This is a genomic window from Geodermatophilus nigrescens, from assembly GCF_900129495.1.
Lineage (GTDB): Bacteria > Actinomycetota > Actinomycetes > Mycobacteriales > Geodermatophilaceae > Geodermatophilus > Geodermatophilus nigrescens.
Genome location: NZ_FQVX01000006.1, coordinates 130936 through 151497 on the forward strand (window position 1 = coordinate 130936; position 20562 = coordinate 151497).

At 73.6% G+C, this 20562-nt stretch carries 15 protein-coding genes and 1 tRNA gene; 6 read left to right on the forward strand and 10 right to left on the reverse strand.

Going from position 1 to position 20562, the window contains the following annotated elements; translation table 11 throughout:
* Nucleotides 1–2 precede the first annotated feature (2 nt).
* From BUE37_RS22120 to BUE37_RS22135, 4 genes are all read left to right on the forward strand, one after another.
* Nucleotides 3–1001: a branched-chain amino acid ABC transporter permease gene (locus tag BUE37_RS22120; RefSeq protein ID WP_073422602.1), complete on the forward strand. Its 999-nt coding sequence runs from the start codon at nucleotides 3–5 to the stop codon at nucleotides 999–1001.
* Nucleotides 991–2007, forward strand: a complete 1017-nt coding sequence (locus tag BUE37_RS22125) for an ABC transporter ATP-binding protein (RefSeq protein ID WP_083629018.1) — start codon at nucleotides 991–993, stop codon at nucleotides 2005–2007. The genes BUE37_RS22120 and BUE37_RS22125 overlap by 11 nt, the downstream gene beginning before the upstream one ends.
* Nucleotides 2004–2861: an ABC transporter ATP-binding protein gene (locus BUE37_RS22130; protein WP_217651352.1), complete on the forward strand. Its 858-nt coding sequence runs from the start codon at nucleotides 2004–2006 to the stop codon at nucleotides 2859–2861. The genes BUE37_RS22125 and BUE37_RS22130 overlap by 4 nt, the downstream gene beginning before the upstream one ends.
* Before the next feature lie 106 nt (nucleotides 2862–2967).
* Nucleotides 2968–3387, forward strand: a complete 420-nt coding sequence (locus BUE37_RS22135; RefSeq protein ID WP_073422603.1) for a DUF7712 family protein — start codon at nucleotides 2968–2970, stop codon at nucleotides 3385–3387.
* Between the two features lie 264 nt (nucleotides 3388–3651).
* Here BUE37_RS22135 and BUE37_RS22140 read toward each other — a convergent pair whose 3' ends face one another.
* Nucleotides 3652–4989, reverse strand: coding sequence for an ABC transporter substrate-binding protein (locus tag BUE37_RS22140; protein ID WP_073422604.1), 1338 nt, complete (start codon nucleotides 4987–4989; stop codon nucleotides 3652–3654).
* Nucleotides 4990–5153: 164 nt separating this feature from the next.
* Nucleotides 5154–5756, reverse strand: coding sequence for an ANTAR domain-containing response regulator (locus BUE37_RS22145; protein WP_073422605.1), 603 nt, complete (start codon nucleotides 5754–5756; stop codon nucleotides 5154–5156).
* 80 nt (nucleotides 5757–5836) lie between these two features.
* On the opposite strand from BUE37_RS22145, the gene BUE37_RS22150 reads away from it, so the two are divergent.
* Both BUE37_RS22150 and BUE37_RS22155 read left to right on the forward strand, forming a co-directional pair.
* Nucleotides 5837–5910 (forward strand) — tRNA-Leu (locus BUE37_RS22150).
* Nucleotides 5911–5963: 53 nt separating this feature from the next.
* Nucleotides 5964–7676 (forward strand): aminotransferase class V-fold PLP-dependent enzyme, encoded by a 1713-nt coding sequence (locus BUE37_RS22155; RefSeq protein ID WP_083629019.1) that lies wholly within the window; start codon nucleotides 5964–5966, stop codon nucleotides 7674–7676.
* Here BUE37_RS22155 and BUE37_RS22160 read toward each other — a convergent pair.
* The 8 genes from BUE37_RS22160 to trpC all read right to left on the reverse strand — a co-directional run bounded on the left by BUE37_RS22160 (nucleotide 7654) and on the right by trpC (nucleotide 20521).
* Entirely contained in the window at nucleotides 7654–8529 is an 876-nt protein-coding gene (locus BUE37_RS22160; RefSeq protein ID WP_073422606.1) for an acyl-CoA thioesterase, read from the reverse strand. The genes BUE37_RS22155 and BUE37_RS22160 overlap by 23 nt on opposite strands.
* The gene (gene pyk / locus BUE37_RS22165; protein WP_073422607.1) at nucleotides 8526–9941 is read right to left on the reverse strand and encodes a pyruvate kinase; all 1416 of its coding nucleotides are present in this window, start codon (nucleotides 9939–9941) and stop codon (nucleotides 8526–8528) included. The genes BUE37_RS22160 and pyk overlap by 4 nt, the downstream gene beginning before the upstream one ends.
* Before the next feature lie 108 nt (nucleotides 9942–10049).
* The gene (locus BUE37_RS22170; protein ID WP_073422608.1) at nucleotides 10050–11537 is read right to left on the reverse strand and encodes a glutamate synthase subunit beta; all 1488 of its coding nucleotides are present in this window, start codon (nucleotides 11535–11537) and stop codon (nucleotides 10050–10052) included.
* The gene (gene gltB / locus BUE37_RS22175) at nucleotides 11530–16194 is read right to left on the reverse strand and encodes a glutamate synthase large subunit (protein WP_245794878.1); all 4665 of its coding nucleotides are present in this window, start codon (nucleotides 16192–16194) and stop codon (nucleotides 11530–11532) included. The genes BUE37_RS22170 and gltB overlap by 8 nt, the downstream gene beginning before the upstream one ends.
* A gap of 329 nt (nucleotides 16195–16523) precedes the next feature.
* Complete coding sequence (gene lgt / locus BUE37_RS22185; protein ID WP_073422610.1) at nucleotides 16524–17525, reverse strand: prolipoprotein diacylglyceryl transferase; 1002 nt, start codon at nucleotides 17523–17525, stop codon at nucleotides 16524–16526.
* Nucleotides 17522–18319, reverse strand: a complete 798-nt coding sequence (gene trpA, locus BUE37_RS22190) for a tryptophan synthase subunit alpha (protein ID WP_073422611.1) — start codon at nucleotides 18317–18319, stop codon at nucleotides 17522–17524. The genes lgt and trpA overlap by 4 nt, the downstream gene beginning before the upstream one ends.
* Nucleotides 18316–19668: a tryptophan synthase subunit beta gene (gene trpB, locus BUE37_RS22195; RefSeq protein ID WP_073422612.1), complete on the reverse strand. Its 1353-nt coding sequence runs from the start codon at nucleotides 19666–19668 to the stop codon at nucleotides 18316–18318. The genes trpA and trpB overlap by 4 nt, the downstream gene beginning before the upstream one ends.
* A gap of 43 nt (nucleotides 19669–19711) precedes the next feature.
* The gene (gene trpC, locus BUE37_RS22200; protein WP_073422613.1) at nucleotides 19712–20521 is read right to left on the reverse strand and encodes an indole-3-glycerol phosphate synthase TrpC; all 810 of its coding nucleotides are present in this window, start codon (nucleotides 20519–20521) and stop codon (nucleotides 19712–19714) included.
* Nucleotides 20522–20562: the final 41 nt, after the last annotated feature.

The window sequence follows — 20562 nt, forward strand, 5'->3', positions numbered from 1 at the left end:
CCATGGGTGACCTCATCGACGCCCTGGCCGTCGCCCTCAAGGCCGGCCTCGGCTTCCAGGCGATCTTCTTCGCCCTGCTGGCCATCGGCATCAACGTGCAGTTCGGCTACGCCGGCCTGCTGAACTTCGGTCAGATCGCGTTCGCCCTGCTGGGCGGCTTCGGCATCGCGATCTCGGTCAGCCAGTGGGGCCTGCCCTTCTGGGTGGGCGTCGTCGTGGGCCTCGCGGCCGCGGTCGTCCTCGCCCTCCTGCTCGGCCTGCCGACCCTGCGGCTGCGCGCGGACTACCTGGCCATCGCGACCATCGCGACGGCGGAGGGCCTGCGGCTGCTGTTCCGGTCGGTGTCGGCCACGCCGGTCACCAACGGCACCCGGGGCCTGTCGTCGTTCAACGGCGACTTCATCTCCCTCGCCCCGTGGGCGACCAACGAGCGCTACCGCATCCTCGGCACCAGCTGGTCCGGCGGCGAGCTCTGGGTCGCCGTCGTCGGCTGGGTGCTGGTCATCCTGGCCTGCCTGCTCGTCTGGGCGCTCATGCGCAGCCCCTGGGGCCGCGTGCTCAAGTCGATCCGCGAGGACGAGGACGCCGTCCGCGCCCTGGGCAAGAACGTCTACGTCTACAAGATGCAGGCGCTGGTCCTCGGCGGCATCCTCGGCGCGCTCGGTGGGATGGTGTACGCCGTGGGCACCGGATCGGCCGTCCCCGACCAGTACCAGAACGCCAACACGTTCCTCGCCTACGCCGCCCTGATCCTCGGTGGCGCCGCGCGCGTGCTGGGTCCGGTGGTCGGGTCGATCATCCTGCTGTTCATCCTGCAGTTCGCCGACACCGGTCTGCGGCTGCTCATCGACAACGGCATCATCCCCGAGGGCCTGCTGTCCTCCACCGACGTCGCGCAGATCCGCTTCGTGCTCGTGGGTGTCGGGTTGATGCTGCTGCTGGTCTTCCGCCCGCAGGGCATCTTCGGAGACCGACGAGAGGTGATGCTCGATGCCCGCTGAGAACACCCCGGCCGGCGCCCACGCGGCGTCGCTGGACAAGGGCGGCGTCCACCGCGCGGCGCCGCAGCGACTGGCCCAGGCCGCGCTGCGCGACGTCCCGTGGGAGGTCGGCGTCGCCAAGCCGGACCCGGCGATCGTCGTCGACGGCGTCACCCGCACCTTCGGCGGCCTCACCGCGGTCGCCGTCGACCACCTCGAGGTGCAGCGCGGCGGGATCACCGGCCTGATCGGGCCGAACGGCGCCGGCAAGACGACGCTGTTCAACCTGCTGACCGGCTTCGACCAGCCCAACACCGGCACCTGGAGCTTCGACGGGCGCCCGCTGGGCAAGCTGGCGCCGCACCAGGTCGCCCGGCTCGGCGTCGTCCGCACCTTCCAGCTCACCAAGGCGCTGTCCCGGCTCACCGTGCTGCAGAACATGCTGCTCGGCGCCCAGGGCCAGCGCGGCGAGAGCTTCCTGCGCGCCCTGGTGCCCGGGACCTGGAAGGGCCAGGAGAAGGCGAACACCGACAAGGCGATGGACCTGCTGCGGCGGTTCAAGCTCGACGCCAAGAAGGACGAGTTCGCCGGCACCCTCTCCGGCGGTCAGCGCAAGCTGCTCGAGATGGCGCGGGCGCTCATGAGCGACCCGAAGGTCGTCATGCTCGACGAGCCGATGGCCGGGGTGAACCCCGCCCTGACCCAGAGCCTGCTCGGCCACGTCAAGGACCTCCGCGAGGAGGGCATGACGGTCATCTTCGTCGAGCACGACATGGACGTCGTCCGCGACATCAGCGACTGGGTGGTCGTCATGGCCGCCGGCCGCGTGATCGCCGAGGGCCCGCCCGAGTCCATCAGCCAGAACCAGGCCGTGGTCGACGCCTACCTCGGCGCCCACCACGACGCCCCGCTGACCGTCGAGGAGGAGGACCAGGTCCTCGCCGAGGCCGAGGCGCAGATCGCCGCCGAGGAGCACGGCGGCGGCGAGGTCCTGGGGTCCGACGTGCACAAGGAGACCGGTCGATGAGCGACCCGCTGTTCCAGGTCGACGAGTCCGGCGAGGACGTCACCCGCGCCGACGAGGCCGCGGCCGGCACCACCGAGCTCTCCCCCGCGGAGAAGGCCGCCACCCGCGAGGAGCACCTGCGCCTCGCCGAGGGCGCCCTGGTGCGCGCCGACGACCTCGTCGCCGGCTACGTCCCGGGCGTCAACATCCTGCGGGGCGCCGACTTCTACCTGCAGGACGGCGAGCTCGTCGGGATCATCGGCCCCAACGGCGCCGGCAAGTCGACGCTGCTCAAGACGCTGTTCGGGCTCATCCCCGTGCGCTCGGGGTCGGTGACGCTGCGCGGCGAGGAGATCACCTCGGCGCCCGCGCACCGGCTGGTCTCGATGGGCGTGGGCTACGTGCCGCAGAACAACAACGTGTTCCCCTCGCTCACCATCGAGGAGAACATGCAGATGGGCGTCTACCTGCGGCCGAAGACGTTCAAGGAGCGCTTCGACTACGTCATCGACCTCTTCCCGCTGCTCGGCGAGCGGCGCAAGGGCAAGGCGGGCGCCCTGTCCGGCGGTGAGCGGCAGATGGTCGCCATGGGCCGGGCGCTGATGATGGACCCGTCGGTGCTGCTGCTCGACGAGCCGTCGGCCGGCCTGTCGCCGGCCTACCAGGACGAGGTGTTCATCCGCTGCCGGCGGATCAACGCCACCGGGGTCTCGATCATCATGGTCGAGCAGAACGCCCGGCGCTGCCTGCAGATCTGCGACCGCGGCTACGTGCTCGACCAGGGCCGCAACGCCTACACCGACACGGGCAAGTCGCTGATGACCGACCCGAAGGTCATCGAGCTCTACCTGGGGACGCTCGCCAAGGCGCAGTGACCTCCTGAGCACCGGCAGAGGCCGGCGTCCCCTCCGGGGGCGCCGGCCTCTGTGCGTCCGTGGGCGTCCGTGGGCGTCCGGGGAGCCCGCGGGGTAGGCACGGGCCGTGAACTGGACCTGGGACCTGCGCAGCCGCGACGGCGGCATGAACGGCCTCGACTTCTGCCGCGCGCTGACCGCCGGTGGCTTCTCCCGCGTGCTGGTGCACGCCGCGCCCGCGCGGCTGGGCGTCCGCGTGACCGCGGACGACGACACCGTCGTCGTCCGGGGCGACGCCGACCGGGAGGGCGACTACTCCCCCGTGACGCTGCTCGAGCTCGCCGACGGCGGCGTGCGGCGCAGCGAGGTCTGGCCCGACGAGAGCCACCTGGGCCTGCCGGTGCTGCTCCCCGGCGGCGAGGTCGGGGTGCTGCTGCGCTGGGAGCACGCGCCCGATCGCAGCTGGTGGCGCTGGGCGGTCGAGTTCTCCAACCACCGCGGCCGCCCGTCCGACTGGGCGCCCGAGGGGCAACACCTGCAGCGCTGACGACGGCCCGCGGGGCGCTCGACGCAGCTCAGGGCGCCGGAGGGCCGCCGTCCTCGCGCCGTGGTGCCCGGCCTCGCGCTGCGGGGCGAGGCCGGGCACCGCAGCGCGAGGTCGGGCGGGGTCGGGCGCGTGCGGGAGCCGGCCGAGCGGCCCCCCGGCGGGCCCACCACGGGCCCGGACACGACAGCGGCCCGGCACCCCGCGAGGGGTACCGGGCCGCTGCCTGGTGTTCAGGTCACCGCTGCGGGTTGCCCCGCGGCAGGATCAACGCTGCGGGCCGATGCCCTGGTCGTTGAGGCCCTGCAGGATCCGCGAGGACTCCTCGAACCCGATGACGACGATCGCGTCGGGGTTGAAGTCGACCATCTGCTGGACCTCGGCGTCGAAGTTCGCCGCCTGCGGGTCGTAGGTGACGCTGACGATGTCGTCCTCGGAGAGACCGGCGCTGACCAGGTTGTTCAGCGTGTTCTCGGCGAGGCCGGTGCCGTAGGGGTCGTTGAGCGCGAGGATCCCCACGGTGTTGTTGCCGTCGGCGATGATCAGGTCGGCGAGGGCGCGGGCCTGCAGCGTGTCCGGCGGGGCGGTGCGGAAGTACAGCCCGTTGTCGTTGTACGTCGTGAACTGGTCCGACGTGTTGGCCGGCGAGAACTGCAGGACACCGGCGCCGGTGATGGCGTCGATGACCGTGAGGCTCACGCCCGAGGACGCCGCACCGATGATCGCGTTGACGCCGGACTGCAGCAGCCGGTCGACGGTCTGGGTGGCGGTGTCGGTCGAGGCGTCACCGGAGTCACCCTCGACGAGCTGCACCGGCGCGCCCAGGGCGCCGCCCGCGGCGTTGATGTCGTTGACCGCCAGCTTGGCGCCGGCGACCTCCGGCGGGCCGAGGAAGGCCAGGTTGCCGGTCAGCGGCAGCAGGGTGCCGATCACCAGCGGGCCGCCCGTGGCGCCGGCCGGCGCGTAGGCCGGGCCCTCGTCGCTGGTGGCGTTGGCCTCGTCACCGGCGATGACGAACTCGGTGGCGTCGTTGTCCAGCGCGTTGTCGTCGCCGAACTGCAGCAGGCCGAAGCTCGCCGCGGCCGGCTCACCGGCGTCGGTGAAGGCCAGCGGGCCGGAGATGCCGTCGTAGTCGACGTTCCCGCCGGCGTTGATGATGTCGAGGCAGGCCTGGAAGCTGTCGCACTTCTCGCCACCGGCGGTGATGCCGTTGACGTAGGCCTTGAAGACGTTGGCGTCGTTGGTGCCCGCGGCCTGGGCGGCCAGGGCGGTGACGATCACCGCGTCGTAGGTCTCGCCCGCGTAGTTGTAGTCCTGCAGGGCGGGGTCGACCTCGAGGAGCCGGTCGGTGAAGTCGGAACCGAGCTCGGTGAGGGGCGTCGTGCCCTTCATGCCGGCCAGGGAACCCTGCTCGGTGAAGTCCTCACCGAGCGCGTTGCCCATGTTGCCGTCGGTCCCGTAGATGTTGACCTGCTTCTCGGCGTCACCCGAGGCGTCTCCGCCCGAGCCGCCACCGCTGTCGTCGCTCCCGCCGCCACAGGCGGTGAGGGCGACGAGAGCGGCAGACGTGACGGCGATGCTGCGGGCGTAGGTACGCGTGCGCATCCAGCAACTCCCAGTTGTCGTACGTCGGTCCGGCGGGCCGGGCGCGAGCGCCCAGGCCCCGTCAGTCCGGAGAACGTAACCGCTGCCATAGGGAGCGGAAGGGGAGGCCAGTGGACCGTGATTAGGTCGTGACCTCCCCTGTTCCGGGCGGGTTACGGCGTCCCTCAGGAGGGTGCACCCTCCGCAGCCGCCGCGTCGGTGGCGAGGACGCGCTCGGCCAGTGCCTTCATCGAGGTGCGCTCGTTCATGGCGGTGCGCTGGATCCACCGGAAGGCCTCGGCCTCGGTCATCCCCTGCTCGGCCATGAGCCGGCCCTTGGCCTTCTCCACGACCTTGCGGGCCTCCAGGCGCTCCTCGAGCGTGCGGACCTCGTCGTCGAGGGCGGAGATCTCGGTGAACCGGGCGCGGGCGACCTCGATGGCCGGCACCAGGTCGTTCTTGGAGAACGGCTTGACCAGGTAGGCCATCGCGCCGGCGTCGCGGGCCCGCTCGACCAACTCCCGCTGGCTGAAGGCGGTGAGCACGATGACGGGGGCGATGCGGTCGGAGGCGATCTGCTCGGCGGCGGCCAGGCCGTCGAGGACCGGCATCTGGATGTCGAGGATGACGAGGTCCGGCGTCAGTTCGCGGGCGCGGTCGACGGCCGTCTGGCCGTCCCCCGCCTCGCCGACGACGACGTACCCCTCCTCCTCCAGCATCTCCTTGAGGTCGAGGCGGATGAGTGCCTCGTCCTCGGCGATGAGGACCCGGGTCGGCTCGCTGCTCACGGGCGGAGAGCCTAGTCACGACGGCCGGGAGAGGCCCGCCGGTTAGGCTGGCCGCGCCGTGACCTCGGTCGCGGCGGGCGGCCCCCGTACCCCAATCGGCAGAGGGAGCGGATTCAAAACCCGCGCAGTGTGCGTTCGAGTCGCACCGGGGGCACCGTGCCAGGGCGGCTGCGCCGCCGCGTCCGGACCACCCAATACGGTGACGGAGTGAGCGAGCCCGTCCCCCACATGACCCCCGAGCAGTTCCGGCAGCACGGTCACGAGGTGGTCGACTGGATCGCCGACTACTGGTCCCGGCTGGAGTCCTTCCCCGTCCGCTCGCGGGTGGCCCCCGGCGACGTGCGCGCCGCGCTCCCGCCGTCGGCCCCCGAGCAGGGCGAGCCGTTCTCCGCCGTCCTCGCCGACCTCGACCGCGTGCTCCTGCCCGGCGTCACGCACTGGCAGCACCCCGGCTTCCTCGCCTACTTCCCGGCCAACACCTCCGGGCCCTCCGTCCTCGGCGACCTGCTGTCGGCGGGCCTCGGCGTGCAGGGGATGTCGTGGGTGACCAGCCCCGCGGCCACCGAGCTCGAGCAGCACGTCCTGGACTGGTTCGCCGAGCTCCTCGCGCTGCCCGAGTCCTTCCGCAGCACCGGCACCGGCGGCGGCGTCGTCCAGGACTCCAGCTCCGGGGCGAACCTCGTGGCGCTGCTCGCCGCGCTGCACCGGGCCAGCGGCGGCGCCACCGTCCGGCACGGCGTGCTGCCCGAGGAGTACACGGTCTACGTCTCCTCCGAGACGCACTCGTCGATGGAGAAGGCCGTCCGGATCGCCGGCCTCGGCACCGACGCCATCCGGATCGTCGAGGTCGACGGCGACCTCGCGATGCGCCCGGCGGCCCTGGCGGCGCGGCTGGAGCGCGACACCGCCCGCGGGTACCGGCCGGTGCTGGTGTGCGCGACGGTGGGCACGACGTCGACCACCGCCGTCGACCCGCTCGCCGCCATCGGGGAGGTCTGCCGGCGGTACGGCGCGTGGCTGCACGTCGACGCCGCCTACGGGGGCGTGAGCGCCGTCGCGCCGGAGCTGCGGCACCTGCAGGCCGGCGTCGAGGAGGCCGACAGCTACACCACCGACGCGCACAAGTGGCTGCTCACCGGCTTCGACGCCACCCTCTTCTGGGTCGCCGACCGGGCCGCCCTCACCGGCGCGCTGGCGATCCTCCCCGAGTACCTGCGCAACGCGGCCACCGAGGCCGGCGCCGTCGTCGACTACCGCGACTGGCAGATCGAGCTCGGGCGGCGGTTCCGGGCGCTGAAGCTGTGGTCGGTGGTGCGCTGGTACGGCGCCGAGGGGCTGCGGGCGCACGTGCGGTCCGGCGTCGCGCTGGCGCAGGAGCTGGCTGGGTGGGCCCGCGACGACGACCGCTTCGACGTCGCCACCCCGCACCCGCTGTCGCTGGTGTGCCTGAAGCCGCGCTGGCCGGCCGACGTCGACGCCGACGTGGCCACCATGACGCTGCTCGAGCGGCTCAACGACGGCGGCGAGGTGTTCCTGACCCACACCACCGTCCGCGGGCAGGTGGTGCTGCGGGTGGCGATCGGTGCCCCGACGACGACGCGGGCGCACGTCGAGCGGGCGTGGGCACTGCTGTGCGAGGGCCACGACTGGCTGGCCGCCGACTTCGCCGAGCAGGCCGCCGAGCGCGCCCGGGCCGAGGCCGAGCGCAAGGAGGCCGAGCGCCGGGCCGCCGAGGAGGAGGCGGCCCGCCGGCACGCCGCCGAGCAGGAGGCCGTCGAGCGCGAGGCCGCCGAGCGCGAGGCCGCGCAGCAGCAGCCGGGCCGGGAGGAGCCGGCCGCGGAGCCCGAGAACCAGGAGCCCGCGGACCGGGAGCCCCGGGAGGACGCCGAGCCGGCGGCTACTCCCCCAGTGACCGGATGAGCCCCTCCTGGGCCACGGTGGCCACGTGCGTGCCGTCGGCGGCCCAGATGCTGCCGAAGCACAGCGCGCGGCCGGCCGAGGCCGCGGGGCTGTCGGTCTCGTAGAGGAACCACTCGTCGGCCTGCACCGGCGCGTGGAACCAGACGGCGTGGTCGAGGCTCGCCCCGACGTAGCGGCCGCCCCAGCCGCCACCCTCGCGCGCCAGGCCCGCCGACAGCAACGTCAGGTCGCTGACGAAGGTCAGCGCGGCCGCGTGCACCCCGGGGTCCTCCGGCAGCCGCCCGGCCACCCGGAACCAGGCGTGCGACCGGGTGTCCGGCGGTGACTTTGGCTCCGGCGCGAACGGGTCGGCCAGCGGCCGCTGCTCGACCGCCCGGCTGATCTCCAGCGCCGGGGCGGCCACCGCGCCGTGCCCGGCGGCGTGCTCGGCGAGCGAGGCCAGGCCGTCGGGACGGGGCACGCCGGGCATGGGCCTGGCGTGGGCGACGACGGCGGTCTCCCCGGCGTGGAAGTCGGCAGTCAGCGCGAAGACGGCGACCTCCTCGCCGCGGCGGCGCTGGTGGGCGATCACCCGCCGCGTGGAGAAGGAGCGGCCGTCGCGGATCCGCTCGACGGTGTAGCGCAGCTCCTCGTGCGGGTCACCGGGCCGCAGGAAGTAGGAGTGCAGCGAGTGCACGCCCCTCCCCGCCGGCACGGTGCGGACGGCGGCCATCAGCGCCTGACCGGCGACCTGCCCGCCGAAGATGCGCTGCAGCGTCGTCGTCGGCGTCTGCCCGACGAAGACGCCGGGCTCCCGCTCCTCGAGGTCGAGGACGGTCATGAGGGCGGCGGCCTGGGTCCCGCCGCCGGTCACGAGTCCGTGCCGACTTCGTGCACCCGGATGAGGTTGGTCGAGCCGACGGTGTTCGGCGGGCTGCCGGCCACGACGACGACGCGGTCGCCGACCCGCAGCCGCCCGATCGACAGCAGCGAGAAGTCCACCTGCTCGACCATGTCGTCGGTGTGCTCGACGGCGGGCACGAGGAAGGTCTCCACGCCCCAGGACAGCGCCAGCTGGCTGCGCACCCGGGCGTCGACGGTGAAGGCCAGCAGCGGCTGGCGGGGGTGCAGGGCGGCCAGGCGGCGGGCGGTCTCGCCGGTCTGGGTGAAGGTGGCCAGCGCCTTGACGTCGAGGGACTCGCCGATGTCGCGGGCCGCGCGCACGATGGCGCCCGACCGTGACCGGGAGCGGCGCACCAGCTCGGGCACCCAGCGGTCGTCGCTCTCGACGGCGCTGATGATGCGGTCCATCGTGCGGACCGCCCCGACCGGGTAGCGGCCGACCGAGGTCTCGCCCGACAGCATCACGGCGTCGGCGCCGTCGAGGACGGCGTTGGCGACGTCGGAGGCCTCGGCGCGGGTGGGCCGCGAGTTGACGATCATCGACTCGAGCATCTGGGTGGCCACGATGACCGGCTTGTTGCGCTCACGGGCGGCCTGTACGGCGCGCTTCTGCACCAGCGGCACCTGCTCGAGCGCGAGCTCCACGCCCAGGTCGCCGCGGGCCACCATGATCCCGTCGAACGCCTCGACGATGGCCTCCAGGTTGGCCACCGCCTCCGGCTTCTCCAGCTTGGCGATGACGGGGACGTTGACGTCCTCCTGGCGCATGATGTCGCGCACCAGCTCGACGTCGGCCGGCGAGCGGACGAACGACAGCGCGATGAAGTCGACCGACAGGTGCAGGGCGAAGCGGAGGTCCTCCTCGTCCTTCTCCGACAGCGCGGGCACGCTGACGGCGACGCCGGGCAGCGACAGGCCCTTGTTGTTGGAGACCTCGCCGCCCTCGACGACCAGGCACCAGACGTCGGGGCCGTCGATGCCGACGACGGAGAGGGCGAGCTTGCCGTCGTCGACGAGCAGGCGGTCGCCCACGCGGGCGTCGTTGGCCAGGCCCTTGTAGGTGGTGGAGACGCGCTCGGCGGTGCCCTCGACGTCCTCGACGGTGATGCAGACCCGGCTGCCGGTGACCCAGGTGACCGGGCCGTTCGCGAACGTGCCGAGGCGGATCTTGGGGCCCTGGAGGTCGGCGAGGACGGCGACGGCGTGGCCCGTGGCGTCGGAGGCCTGCCGCACGCGGCGGTAGGCGGCCTCGTGGTCGGCGTGCGACCCGTGGCTGAAGTTGAGCCGGGCGACGTCCATCCCCGACTCGACGAGGGCGGTGATCTGCTCCAGGGAGCTCGTGGCCGGACCCAGGGTGCAGACGATCTTCGCGCGGCGGCTCATGGGGGGAACGCTAGTCGGCGGAGATTTCCGGAAGTGGAACGGGCAGGGCCGGGCCCCGCGGTGTCGCGGGACCCGGCCCTGGCCGGTGTCGTCCTGGTGAACGGCGGACTACCTCAGCGCGACCGCCGTCGGGGTGACCGGCCGGGGCAGCATGGAGCTGCCGGTCAGCCAGGAGTCGACGGCGCCGGCGGCGGCGCGGCCCTCGGCGATCGCCCACACGATGAGCGACTGGCCGCGGCCCGCGTCCCCGGCGACGAAGACACCCGGCACGGTGGTCATGAACTCGCCGTCGCGGGCGACGTTGCCGCGCCCGTCGACCTCGAGCCCGAGCGCCTCGACCAGGCCCTCGCGCTGCACGCCGGTGAAGCCCATGGCCAGCAGGACGAGCTGCGCGGGGAGCTCGCGCTCGGTGCCCTCGACCTTCTGGAACCGGCCGTCGACCCGCTCGACCTCGTGGATGACCAGCGCGCGCACGCGGCCCTGCTCGTCGCCGAGGAACCGCTCGGTGTTGACCGAGTACAGCCGCTCGCCGCCCTCCTCGTGCGCGGAGGAGATGCGCATGATCATCGGGTAGGTCGGCCAGGGGTTGCCCTCGGCGCGCTGGTCCGGCGGCGCCGGCATGATCTCCAGCTGGGTGACCGAGCGGGCGCCCTGCCGGTGCGAGGTGCCCAGGCAGTCCGCGCCGGTGTCGCCGCCACCGATGATGACGACGTCGAGGCCCTTGGCCGAGATCGGCGGGTCGTCGAGCTCGCCGAGCGCCTGGCGGTTGCCGAAGGGCAGGAACTCCATGGCCAGGTGGATGCCGTCGAGCTCCCGGCCCGGCGCGGGCAGGTCGCGGCCGATGGTCGAGCCCGCGGCCACGACGACGGCGTCGTACTCGCCGCGCAGCTGCTCGGCCGACAGGTCCCGCTCCCCCGACCCGCCGACCTCGACGCCGGTGACGAAGCGGGTGCCCTCGGCGCGCATCTGGTCCAGGCGCCGGTCCAGGACGGCCTTCTCCATCTTGAACTCGGGGATGCCGTAGCGGAGCAGGCCGCCCACCTTGTCGGCCCGCTCGTACACGGTGACGTCGTGCCCGGCGCGGGTGAGCTGCTGGGCGGCGGCGAGGCCCGCCGGCCCGGAACCGACGACGGCGACCTTCTTGCCGGTGCGCTCGGCCGGGGCCTGCGGTTCGACGTGGCCGCGCTCGAAGGCCTGGTCGATGATCTCCCACTCGATCTGCTTGATCGTGACCGGTGAGTCCTGCAGGTTCAGCACGCAGGAGCCCTCGCAGGGCGCGGGACACAGCTTCCCGGTGAACTCCGGGAAGTTGTTCGTCGCGTGCAGCCGCTCGATGGCGTCGCGCCAGTCGTCGCGGCGGGCGAGGTCGTTCCACTCCGGGATCAGGTTGCCCAGCGGGCAGCCGTGGTGGCAGAACGGGATGCCGCAGTCCATGCACCGCGCGGCCTGCTGGCGCAGCGCCGCGACCGGGTAGACGCCGTCCTCACCGTTCTGGCGGGAGAGGTAGACGTCCTTCCAGTCCAGGATGCGGACGTCGACCGGCCGCCGGGGCGGCAGCGCCCGCTCGTACTTCAGGAACCCCGTGGAGTCAGCCACGTGCGGCCTCCATCACTGCTCGATCGACGTCGGTACCGGCGGCCTCGGCGGCGCGCCGGGCCTCGAGGGCGCGACGGTAGTCGCGCGGCATGATCACGCTGAACTGCTCGGACCAGCGGCCCCAGTCGGCCAGCAGGGCGCCGGCCACCGGCGACTCGGTCTCGGCCTGGTAGCGCACCAGGACCTCGCGCAGCCACTGCGACGACTCCCCGTCCAGCGGCTCGACGTCGACCATCTCGGTGTTCACCCGGTGCCGGGCGAGGTCGAGGACGTAGCCGACGCCGCCGGACATGCCGGCCGCCACGTTGCGCCCGGTGGGCCCGAGGATCACCGCGCGGCCGCCGGTCATGTACTCCAGCGCGTGGTCGCCGACGCCCTCGACGACGGCCAGCGCGCCGGAGTTGCGCACGCAGAACCGCTCACCGACCCGCCCGCGCAGGAAGATCTCCCCGCTGGTGGCGCCGTAGCCGATCACGTTGCCGGCGATGACGTTGTCCTCGGCGGCGAAGGTGGCCTCCGGCGCCGGGCGGACGACGATCCGCCCGCCGGACAGGCCCTTGCCGACGTAGTCGTTGCCGTCACCGAGCAGCCGCATGGTGATGCCGCGCGGGACGAAGGCGCCGAAGGACTGGCCGGCCGACCCGGTGAAGGTCAGGTCGATGGTGCCGTCGGGCAGGCCCTCGCCGCCGAAGCGGCGGGTGACCATCGAGCCGAGCATCGTGCCGACGGTGCGGTTGACGTTGCGCACCGGCAGCTCCAGGCGCACCGGCCGCGCGTCGAGCAGGGCGCCCTCGCACAGCTGGATCAGTGTCTGGTCCAGGGCGACGTCGAGGCCGTGGTCCTGGGTGCGGACCGCCCGCAGGGCAGCGCCCTCGGGCAGCGCCGGCCGGGCGAGCATCGGCGAGAGGTCCAGGCCGCTGGCCTTCCAGTGGTCGACCGCGCGCCGGGTGTCGAGCAGCTCGCTGTGGCCGACCGCCTCGTCGACCGAGCGGAAGCCCAGCTCGGCGAGGTGCTGCCGGACCTGCTCGGCGAGGAACTCGAAGAAGGTCACGACGAACTCCGGCCGCCCGGTGAACCGCTTGCGCAGCTCCGGGTTCTGCGTGGCCACGCCGACCGGGCAGGTGTCGAGGTGGCAGACCCGCATCATCACGCAGCCGGAGACGACCAGCGGGGCGGTGGCGAAGCCGTACTCCTCGGCGCCGAGCAGCATCGCGATGACGACGTCGCGGCCGGTCTTCATCTGCCCGTCGGCCTGCACCACGATCCGGTCGCGCAGCCCGTTGGCCAGCAGCGTCTGCTGCGTCTCGGCGAGACCGAGCTCCCACGGCGAGCCCGCGTGCTTCAGCGAGGTCAGCGGGGCGGCGCCGGTGCCGCCGTCGTGCCCGGAGATGAGCACGACGTCGGCGTGCGCCTTGCTGACGCCCGCCGCGACCGTCCCGACGCCGACCTCGGCGACGAGCTTGACGTTGATCCGCGCCCCGTCGTTCGCGTTCTTGAGGTCGTGGATGAGCTGCTTGAGGTCCTCGATCGAGTAGATGTCGTGGTGCGGCGGCGGGCTGATCAGGCCGACGCCCGGCGTCGAGTGCCGGGTGCGGGCCACCCACGGGTAGACCTTGCCGCCGGGCAGCTGGCCGCCCTCGCCGGGCTTGGCGCCCTGCGCCATCTTGATCTGGATGTCGTCGGCGTTGACCAGGTACTCGCTGGTGACGCCGAAGCGGCCGCTGGCCACCTGCTTGATCGCCGAGCGGCGCAGGTCGCCGTTCGGGTCGGGCACGAAGCGGTCGGGGTCCTCGCCGCCCTCACCGGTGTTGGACTTGCCGCCCAGCCGGTTCATGGCGATCGCGAGGGTCTCGTGCGCCTCCTGCGAGATGGAGCCGTAGCTCATCGCGCCGGTCTGGAAGCGCTTGACGATCTCGCTGACCGGCTCGACCTCCTCGATCGGCACCGGCGGGCGCTCGCCCGTCCTGATCGAGAACAGGCCGCGCAGCGTGCCGGCCTCCTCCGACAGCTGGTCGACGGTCTCCGTGTAGCGCTGGAACACCTCGAACTGCCGCGAGCGGGTGGCGTGCTGGAGCAGGAACACCGTCTCGGGGTTGAACAGGTGCACCTCGCCCTCGCGGCGCCACTGGTACTCGCCGCCGGTCTCCAGCCGGCGGTGCGCCCGCTCGGTCGGGTTCTCCGGGTAGGCGCGGCGGTGCCGCATGGCGACCTCCTCGGCGAGGACGTCGACACCGACGCCGCCGAGGGGGCACGAGGTGCCGGTGAAGTACTCGTCGACGACGTCCTGCGACAGGCCGACGGCCTCGAAGATCTGCGCCATCGTGTACGAGCCGACGGTGCTGATGCCCATCTTGCTCATGACCTTGAGGACGCCCTTGCCCAGCGCCTTGACCACGTTGCGCACGGCCTGCGCCGGCTGCACGCCGGTGAGGACGCCGTCGCGGATGAGGTCCTCGATGGACTCGAACGCGAGGTAGGGGTTGACCGCGGCCGCGCCGTAGCCGAGCAGCAGCGCGACGTGGTGCACCTCGCGGCAGTCGCCGGACTCGACGACCAGGCCGACCTCCATGCGGGTCCGCTCGCGCACCAGGTGGTGGTGGACGGCGGCCGTCATGAGCAGCGACGGGATGGGGGCGCGCTTCTCGTCGCAGTCGCGGTCGGACAGCACGATCACCCGGGCGCCGGCCGAGATGGCCTTGCTGACCTTGGTGCGCAGGTCCTCGATCGCCTGCACCAGCGCGGGGCCGCCGCCGGTGACGTCGAAGTGGCCGGTGATCCGGACGGCGGCGAAGCCGGGCAGGTCGCCGTCGTCGTCGATGTGCAGGATCTTGGCCAGCTCGTCGTTGTCGATGACCGGGTAGGGCAGGTACACCTGCCGGCACGACGCCGGGGTGGCGGTGAGCAGGTTCTGCTCCGGGCCGAAGGTGCGGCCCAGGCTGGTCACCAGCTCCTCGCGGATGGCGTCCAGCGGCGGGTTGGTCACCTGGGCGAACAGCTGCCCGAAGTAGTCGTAGAGCTGCCGGGAGCGGTCCGACAGCGCCGCGATCGGGGTGTCGGTGCCCATGGAGCCGATCGGCTCGGCGCCCGAGGACGCCATCGGGGTGAGCAGGACGCGGAGGTCCTCCTCGGTGTAACCGAAGAGCAGCTGCCGGCGGACGACGGACTCGTGGCTGGGCCGCGCGCGCCGCCGCTCGGGCAGCGAGGGCAGGTGCACGAGGCCGGCGTGCAGCCAGTCCTCGTAGGGGTGCTCGGCGGCCAGGGCGCCCTTGACGTCCTCGTCGGAGACGATGCGCCCGGAGGCGGTGTCGACGAGGAACATCCGGCCCGGCTGCAGCCGGCCCTTGGCGACGACGTCGCTCGCCGGGATGTCGAGCACGCCGGCCTCGCTGGCCAGGACGACGAGGTCGTCACGGGTGCGCCACCAGCGGCCCGGGCGCAGGCCGTTGCGGTCGAGGACGGCGCCGATGAGCGTGCCGTCGGTGAACGCGACGCAGGCCGGCCCGTCCCAGGGCTCCATGATCGAGGAGTGGAACCGGTAGAAGGCCCGGCGGGCCGGGTCCATCTCGTCGTGGTTCTCCCACGCCTCCGGGATCATCATCAGCACCGCGTGCGGCAGGGAGCGGCCCGACAGGTGCAGGAGCTCGAGCACCTCGTCGAAGGTCGCCGAGTCGCTGAAGTCGCTGGCGGTGACCGGGAAGATCCGCTCCAGGCCGAGCTCGGTGGCGGGGCCGGCGGGGCCGTCGAACAGCTCGGTCTCGAGCTTGGCCTCGCGGGCGCGCATCCGGTTGCGGTTGCCCTTGATCGTGTTGATCTCGCCGTTGTGGGCGATGAACCGGAACGGGTGGGCCAGCGGCCAGCTCGGGAAGGTGTTGGTGGAGAACCGGCTGTGCACCAGCGCGATCGCCGACTCGTAGCGCTCGTCGCGCAGGTCGGGGAAGAACGCGGGCAGCTGGTCGGTGGTCAGCATGCCCTTGTAGGTGATGGTGCGGCTGGACAGCGAGACGACGTAGAGCGAGCTGCCGGCCTCGCGGGCCTCCCGCTCGGCGCGCTTGCGCAGCACGAACGAGCGCCGCTCGAGCCGGGTGACGCCGTTGACCGCGCGCGGGCCGCCGAAGGCCGCGGCGTCGGCGCGGGCGCCCATCGTCTCGGCGACGAACAGCTGGCCGAAGTGCGGCATGACGGCGCGGGCGGTCGGGCCGAGGTCGGCGCCGTCGGGGTCGACCGGCACGTCGCGCCAGCCGAGGACGGTCAGGCCCTCCTCGGCGGCGATCCGCTCGACGTCGGCGTAGCGGGCGGCCCGCTCGGCCTCGTCGGTGGGGAGGAAGGCGATGCCCACGGAGTACTCGCCCAGCGGCGGCAGGTCGAAGTCGACGCTGCCGCGCAGCAGGGCGTCGGGCACCTGGGTGAGGATGCCGGCGCCGTCGCCGGAGTTGGGCTCGGAGCCGGCGGCACCCCGGTGGTCGAGGTTGTGCAGCGCGGTGAGGCCCGCGGCCACGATCTCGCGCGAGCGGCGGCCCCGGGCGTCGGCCACGAAGGCGACGCCGCAGGCGTCCGAGTCGTTCGCCGGGTCGTAGAGGCCGGCGGCCGGCGGGGTGGCCGAGAACGGCACGGCGGTACCGGTGGTGGTGCGGGGCGCGGGGGTGGTGGACCCGGACATGATCACTCCCGTCGTCGGCGCGGACGCCGTCCAGGGGACGGCGTGGGGCTCTCGGCCCGGCCGGTGGTCAGAGGGTGCGGTGCGTCAGATGCGGTGCACAGGAGCAGGCGAGGACAGCGAGGAGCCGACCGCCGGCCGGGACACGGTGGCCCGGGCCGGTCGGGGACCGGCGGCCCCACGGGTGGTGCCGCGGGGTCGTCGTCCCGCGGGGCAGCGCTGGCCCGGTTCCGACGCGGTGACCACCCAGGATCACTGGGGGATCTGAACGGAAGGGTACACAGCCGTAACACCCCGCTCACCGGCGTAAACCGGTTCGTCGGCGCGTCCCGTCAGGGCGTCCCTGGCGTGTCGTGAGACCGGTCACTCCCCCGCGACCGGCGGCCGGCATCGGTGCTGGTGGAGGCCTCGTCGGCGTCCTCCCGGACCACGGCTGCGGTGTCGTCCGCATCACGGTCCGAGGTGCCGCCGGCGGCGAGGCCGGCCGTGCGACCCGCGTCGTCGCCGATCCCGTCGCCGTCCCGGTCGAGCACCTCGCGGGGGCGGCCCCGCTGCCAGACCAGATAGGCCACGGCGAGCAGTCCGACCACGACGCAGGTGACCACGTTGAGCCGGACGCCGAGCAGCCGGTTGGCGTCGTCGATGCGCAGCGCCTCGATCCACACCCGGCCGGCGCAGTACAGGGCGACGTAGAGCGCGAAGGCGCGGCCGTGGGAGAGCCGGAAGCGGCGGTCGGCCCACACGACGACGGCGGCCGCAGCGAGGTTCCACAGCAGCTCGTAGAGGAACGTCGGGTGGAAGGTGGCGAACTGCTCATAGCCCCGCTGGCGGTGCTCGGGGTCGATCTCCAGCGCCCAGGGCAGCGTGGTGGGCCGGCCGAAGAGCTCCTGGTTGAACCAGTTGCCGAGCCGGCCGATGGCCTGGGCCACGAGCAGGCCGGGGGCGATCGCGTCGCCGAAGGCCGGCAGCGGGATGCCGCGGCGGCGGCAGGCGATCCAGGCGCCGACGCCGCCGAGGGCGATGGCGCCCCAGATGCCCAGGCCGCCCTCCCAGATGTAGAGCGCCCGCACCGGGTCGCCGCCCTCGCCGAAGTAGGGCTGCGGGGTGGTGATGACGTGGTAGAGCCGGCCGCCGAGGATGCCGAAGGGCACCGCCCAGATGGCGATGTCGAGCACCTCGCCGGGCCGCCCGCCGCGGGCGACCCAGCGCTTCTCGGCGATCCAGCAGGCGGCGACGATGCCGGCGATGATGCAGAACGCGTAGGCGCGCAGTGGGAACGGCCCGAGGTGCCAGACACCCTGCGACGGGCTCGGGATCGCGGCGAGGACGGTCACGGGCGCACCGCCTGGCGGCGCACGCCCTCGGCGAGCTCCTGCGACAGCCGCCGGACACCGTCGGGGCCGCGGCCCTCGAGCATCTCGCGCACGTAGGCCGACCCGACGATGACGCCGTCGGCGAAGCCGGCCACCTCGGCGGCCTGGTCGCCGTTGGAGACGCCGAGGCCGACGCAGACCGGCACGTCGGTGACCGCGCGGGTGCGCGTCACCAGCGTCTCGGCCGCGTCGCCGACCGTGGCGCGGGTGCCGGTGACGCCCATGGTGGAGGCGGCGTAGACGAAGCCGCGGCAGGCCGCGGTGGTGGAGCGCAGCCGGGCGTCGGTGGACGACGGCGCGACGAGGAACACCCGGTCCAGGCCGCGCTCCTCCGACGCCGCGAGCCAGGCGCCCGCCTCGTCGGGGATGAGGTCGGGGGTGATGGCGCCCGCTCCGCCGGCGGCGGCGAGGTCGGCGGCGAACCGCTCGACGCCGTAGCGCTCGATGGGGTTCCAGTAGCTCATGACCACCGGCACCGCGCCGGCGGCGTCCACGGCCTCGACGGCGCGCAGCACGTCGCGGATGCCGACGCCGGCGCGTACCGCGGGCTCCACGGCCTGCTGGATGACCGGGCCGTCCATTCCGGGGTCGGAGTAGGGGACGCCGATCTCGACGACGTCGGCCCCGCCCTCCACGGCCGCGACCATCCCGGCGATCGACGCCTCGACGTCGGGGTAGCCCACCGGCAGGTAGGCCACCAGCGCGGCCCGGCCCTCGGCGCGCGCGGCGCGGATGCGCTCCTCGAGACGGCTCACGCCACGCCTCCCGCGTCCTGGCCGGGCACCGCGTCGCCGGAGGCGACGGCGCCCTCGGTCGCGTGCTGGTCGGTGTCCATCCCGGGGCCCGGGTCGACCTCGCTGCGGTCGCCGAGACCGAACCAGCGCGACGCGGTCTCGACGTCCTTGTCCCCGCGGCCGGACAGGTTGACCAGCAGCAGGGCCTCCGGACCGAGCTCGCGCCCCAGCCGCATCGTGCCGGCCAGCGCGTGCGCCGACTCGATCGCCGGGATGATCCCCTCGGTCCGGCACAGCAGCGCGAACGCCTCCATGGCCTCGGCGTCGGTGACCGGGCGGTACTCGGCGCGGCCGATGTCGTGCAGGTGGCTGTGCTCGGGGCCGACGCCCGGGTAGTCCAGGCCCGCGCTGATCGAGTGCGACTCGACGGTCTGGCCGTTGTCGTCCTGCAGCAGGTACGAGCGGGCGCCGTGCAGCACGCCCGGGGCGCCGCCGGTGATGGTGGCGGCGTGCCGGCCGGTGTCGACGCCGTCCCCGCCGGCCTCCAGGCCGATCAGCCGCACGCCGTCGTCGGGCACGAAGGCGGTGAAGATGCCGATCGCGTTGGAGCCGCCGCCGACGCAGGCGAGGACGGCGTCGGGCAGCCGGCCCTCGCGCTCGAGCACCTGGGCGCGCGCCTCGTCGCCGATGACCCGCTGGAAGTCGCGGACCATCGCCGGGAACGGGTGGGGCCCGGCGACGGTGCCGAAGACGTAGTTCGTCGTCTCGACGTTGGTCACCCAGTCGCGGAACGCCTCGTTGATGGCGTCCTTGAGGGTGCGCGAGCCGGTGGTCACCGGCACGACCTCGGCGCCGAGCAGCCGCATGCGGGCGACGTTGAGCGCCTGCCGGCGGGTGTCCTCCTCGCCCATGTAGACGGTGCAGGACAGCCCCATGAGGGCCGCGGCGGTGGCGGTGGCGACGCCGTGCTGGCCGGCGCCGGTCTCGGCGATGACGCGCTGCTTGCCGATCCGCTTGGTGAGCAGCGCCTGGCCCAGCACGTTGTTGATCTTGTGCGAGCCGGTGTGGTTGAGGTCCTCGCGCTTGAGCAGCACCCGCGCGCCGCCGCAGTGCTCGGCGAAGCGGGGCACCTCGGTGACCGGGCTGGGGCGGCCGGTGTAGTCGCGCTGGAGGGCGGCGAACTCGGCGAGGAACGCCGGGTCGACGCGCATGGCCTCGTAGGCCTCGGTGAGCTCGTCGAGCGCGGCGATCAGGGCCTCGGGCACGAAGCGGCCGCCGAAGACGCCGAAGTGGCCCGTGGCATCCGGCCAGGACGGCCGCGCCGGCGGGGCGGGTCGTTCCTGGGTCGGGTGCACGGCGCTGCTGGTCATGCGCCCAGTGTCCCGCGCCCGGCGGCGCTGGTGGTAAAGGGGGTCAGCGGGTCGTGCGCGGCACGGCGGGGTGCGACCCGGCGGTGACCAGGTCGGCCACGGCCTGGCGGGCGTCGCCGGCGGTGACCAGGCCCTCGCCGACCAGCACCGCGTCGGCGCCGGCGGCGGCGTAGGCGATGAGCTCGCGCGGGCCGCGGACGCCGGACTCGGCGACCTTGACGATCCCCGACGGCAGGCCGGGGGCGATCCGCTCGAAGGTGCCGAGGTCGACGGCGAGGGTGGTGAGGTCGCGGGCGTTGACGCCGATCACCGAGGCGCCGGCGTCCAGCGCCCGGTCGGCCTCGGCCTCGGTGTGCACCTCGACCAGCGCGGTCATGCCGAGGGACTCGACCCGCTCGAGCAGGCCCAGCAGGGCGTTCTGCTCGAGCGCGGCGACGATGAGCAGGACGACGTCGGCGCCGTGGGCCCGCGCCTCGTGCACCTGGTAGCTGCTGACGACGAAGTCCTTGCACAGCACCGGCACGTCGACCGCGGCGCGGACGGCCGCGAGGTCGGCGTGCGAGCCGCCGAACCGGCGCCGCTCGGTGAGCACGCTGATGACCCGGGCGCCGCCGTCGGCGTACTGGCGGGCGAGCACCGCCGGGTCGGGGATGTCGGCGAGCGCGCCCTTGCTGGGGCTGCGGCGCTTGACCTCGGCGATGACGCCGACGCCGGGGGCGCGCAGGGCGGCGAGCGCGTCGCGGGCGGGGCGGGCGTCACGGGCGGCGGCCCGCACCTCGGCCAGCGGGGTGGCCGCCTCGCGCGCCGCGACGTCCTCGCGGACGCCGGCGACGATGTCGTCGAGGACGGTCACACCGCCTCCTCGCTGCTGGGGGTCGGCCGGTCCCGGTGCCG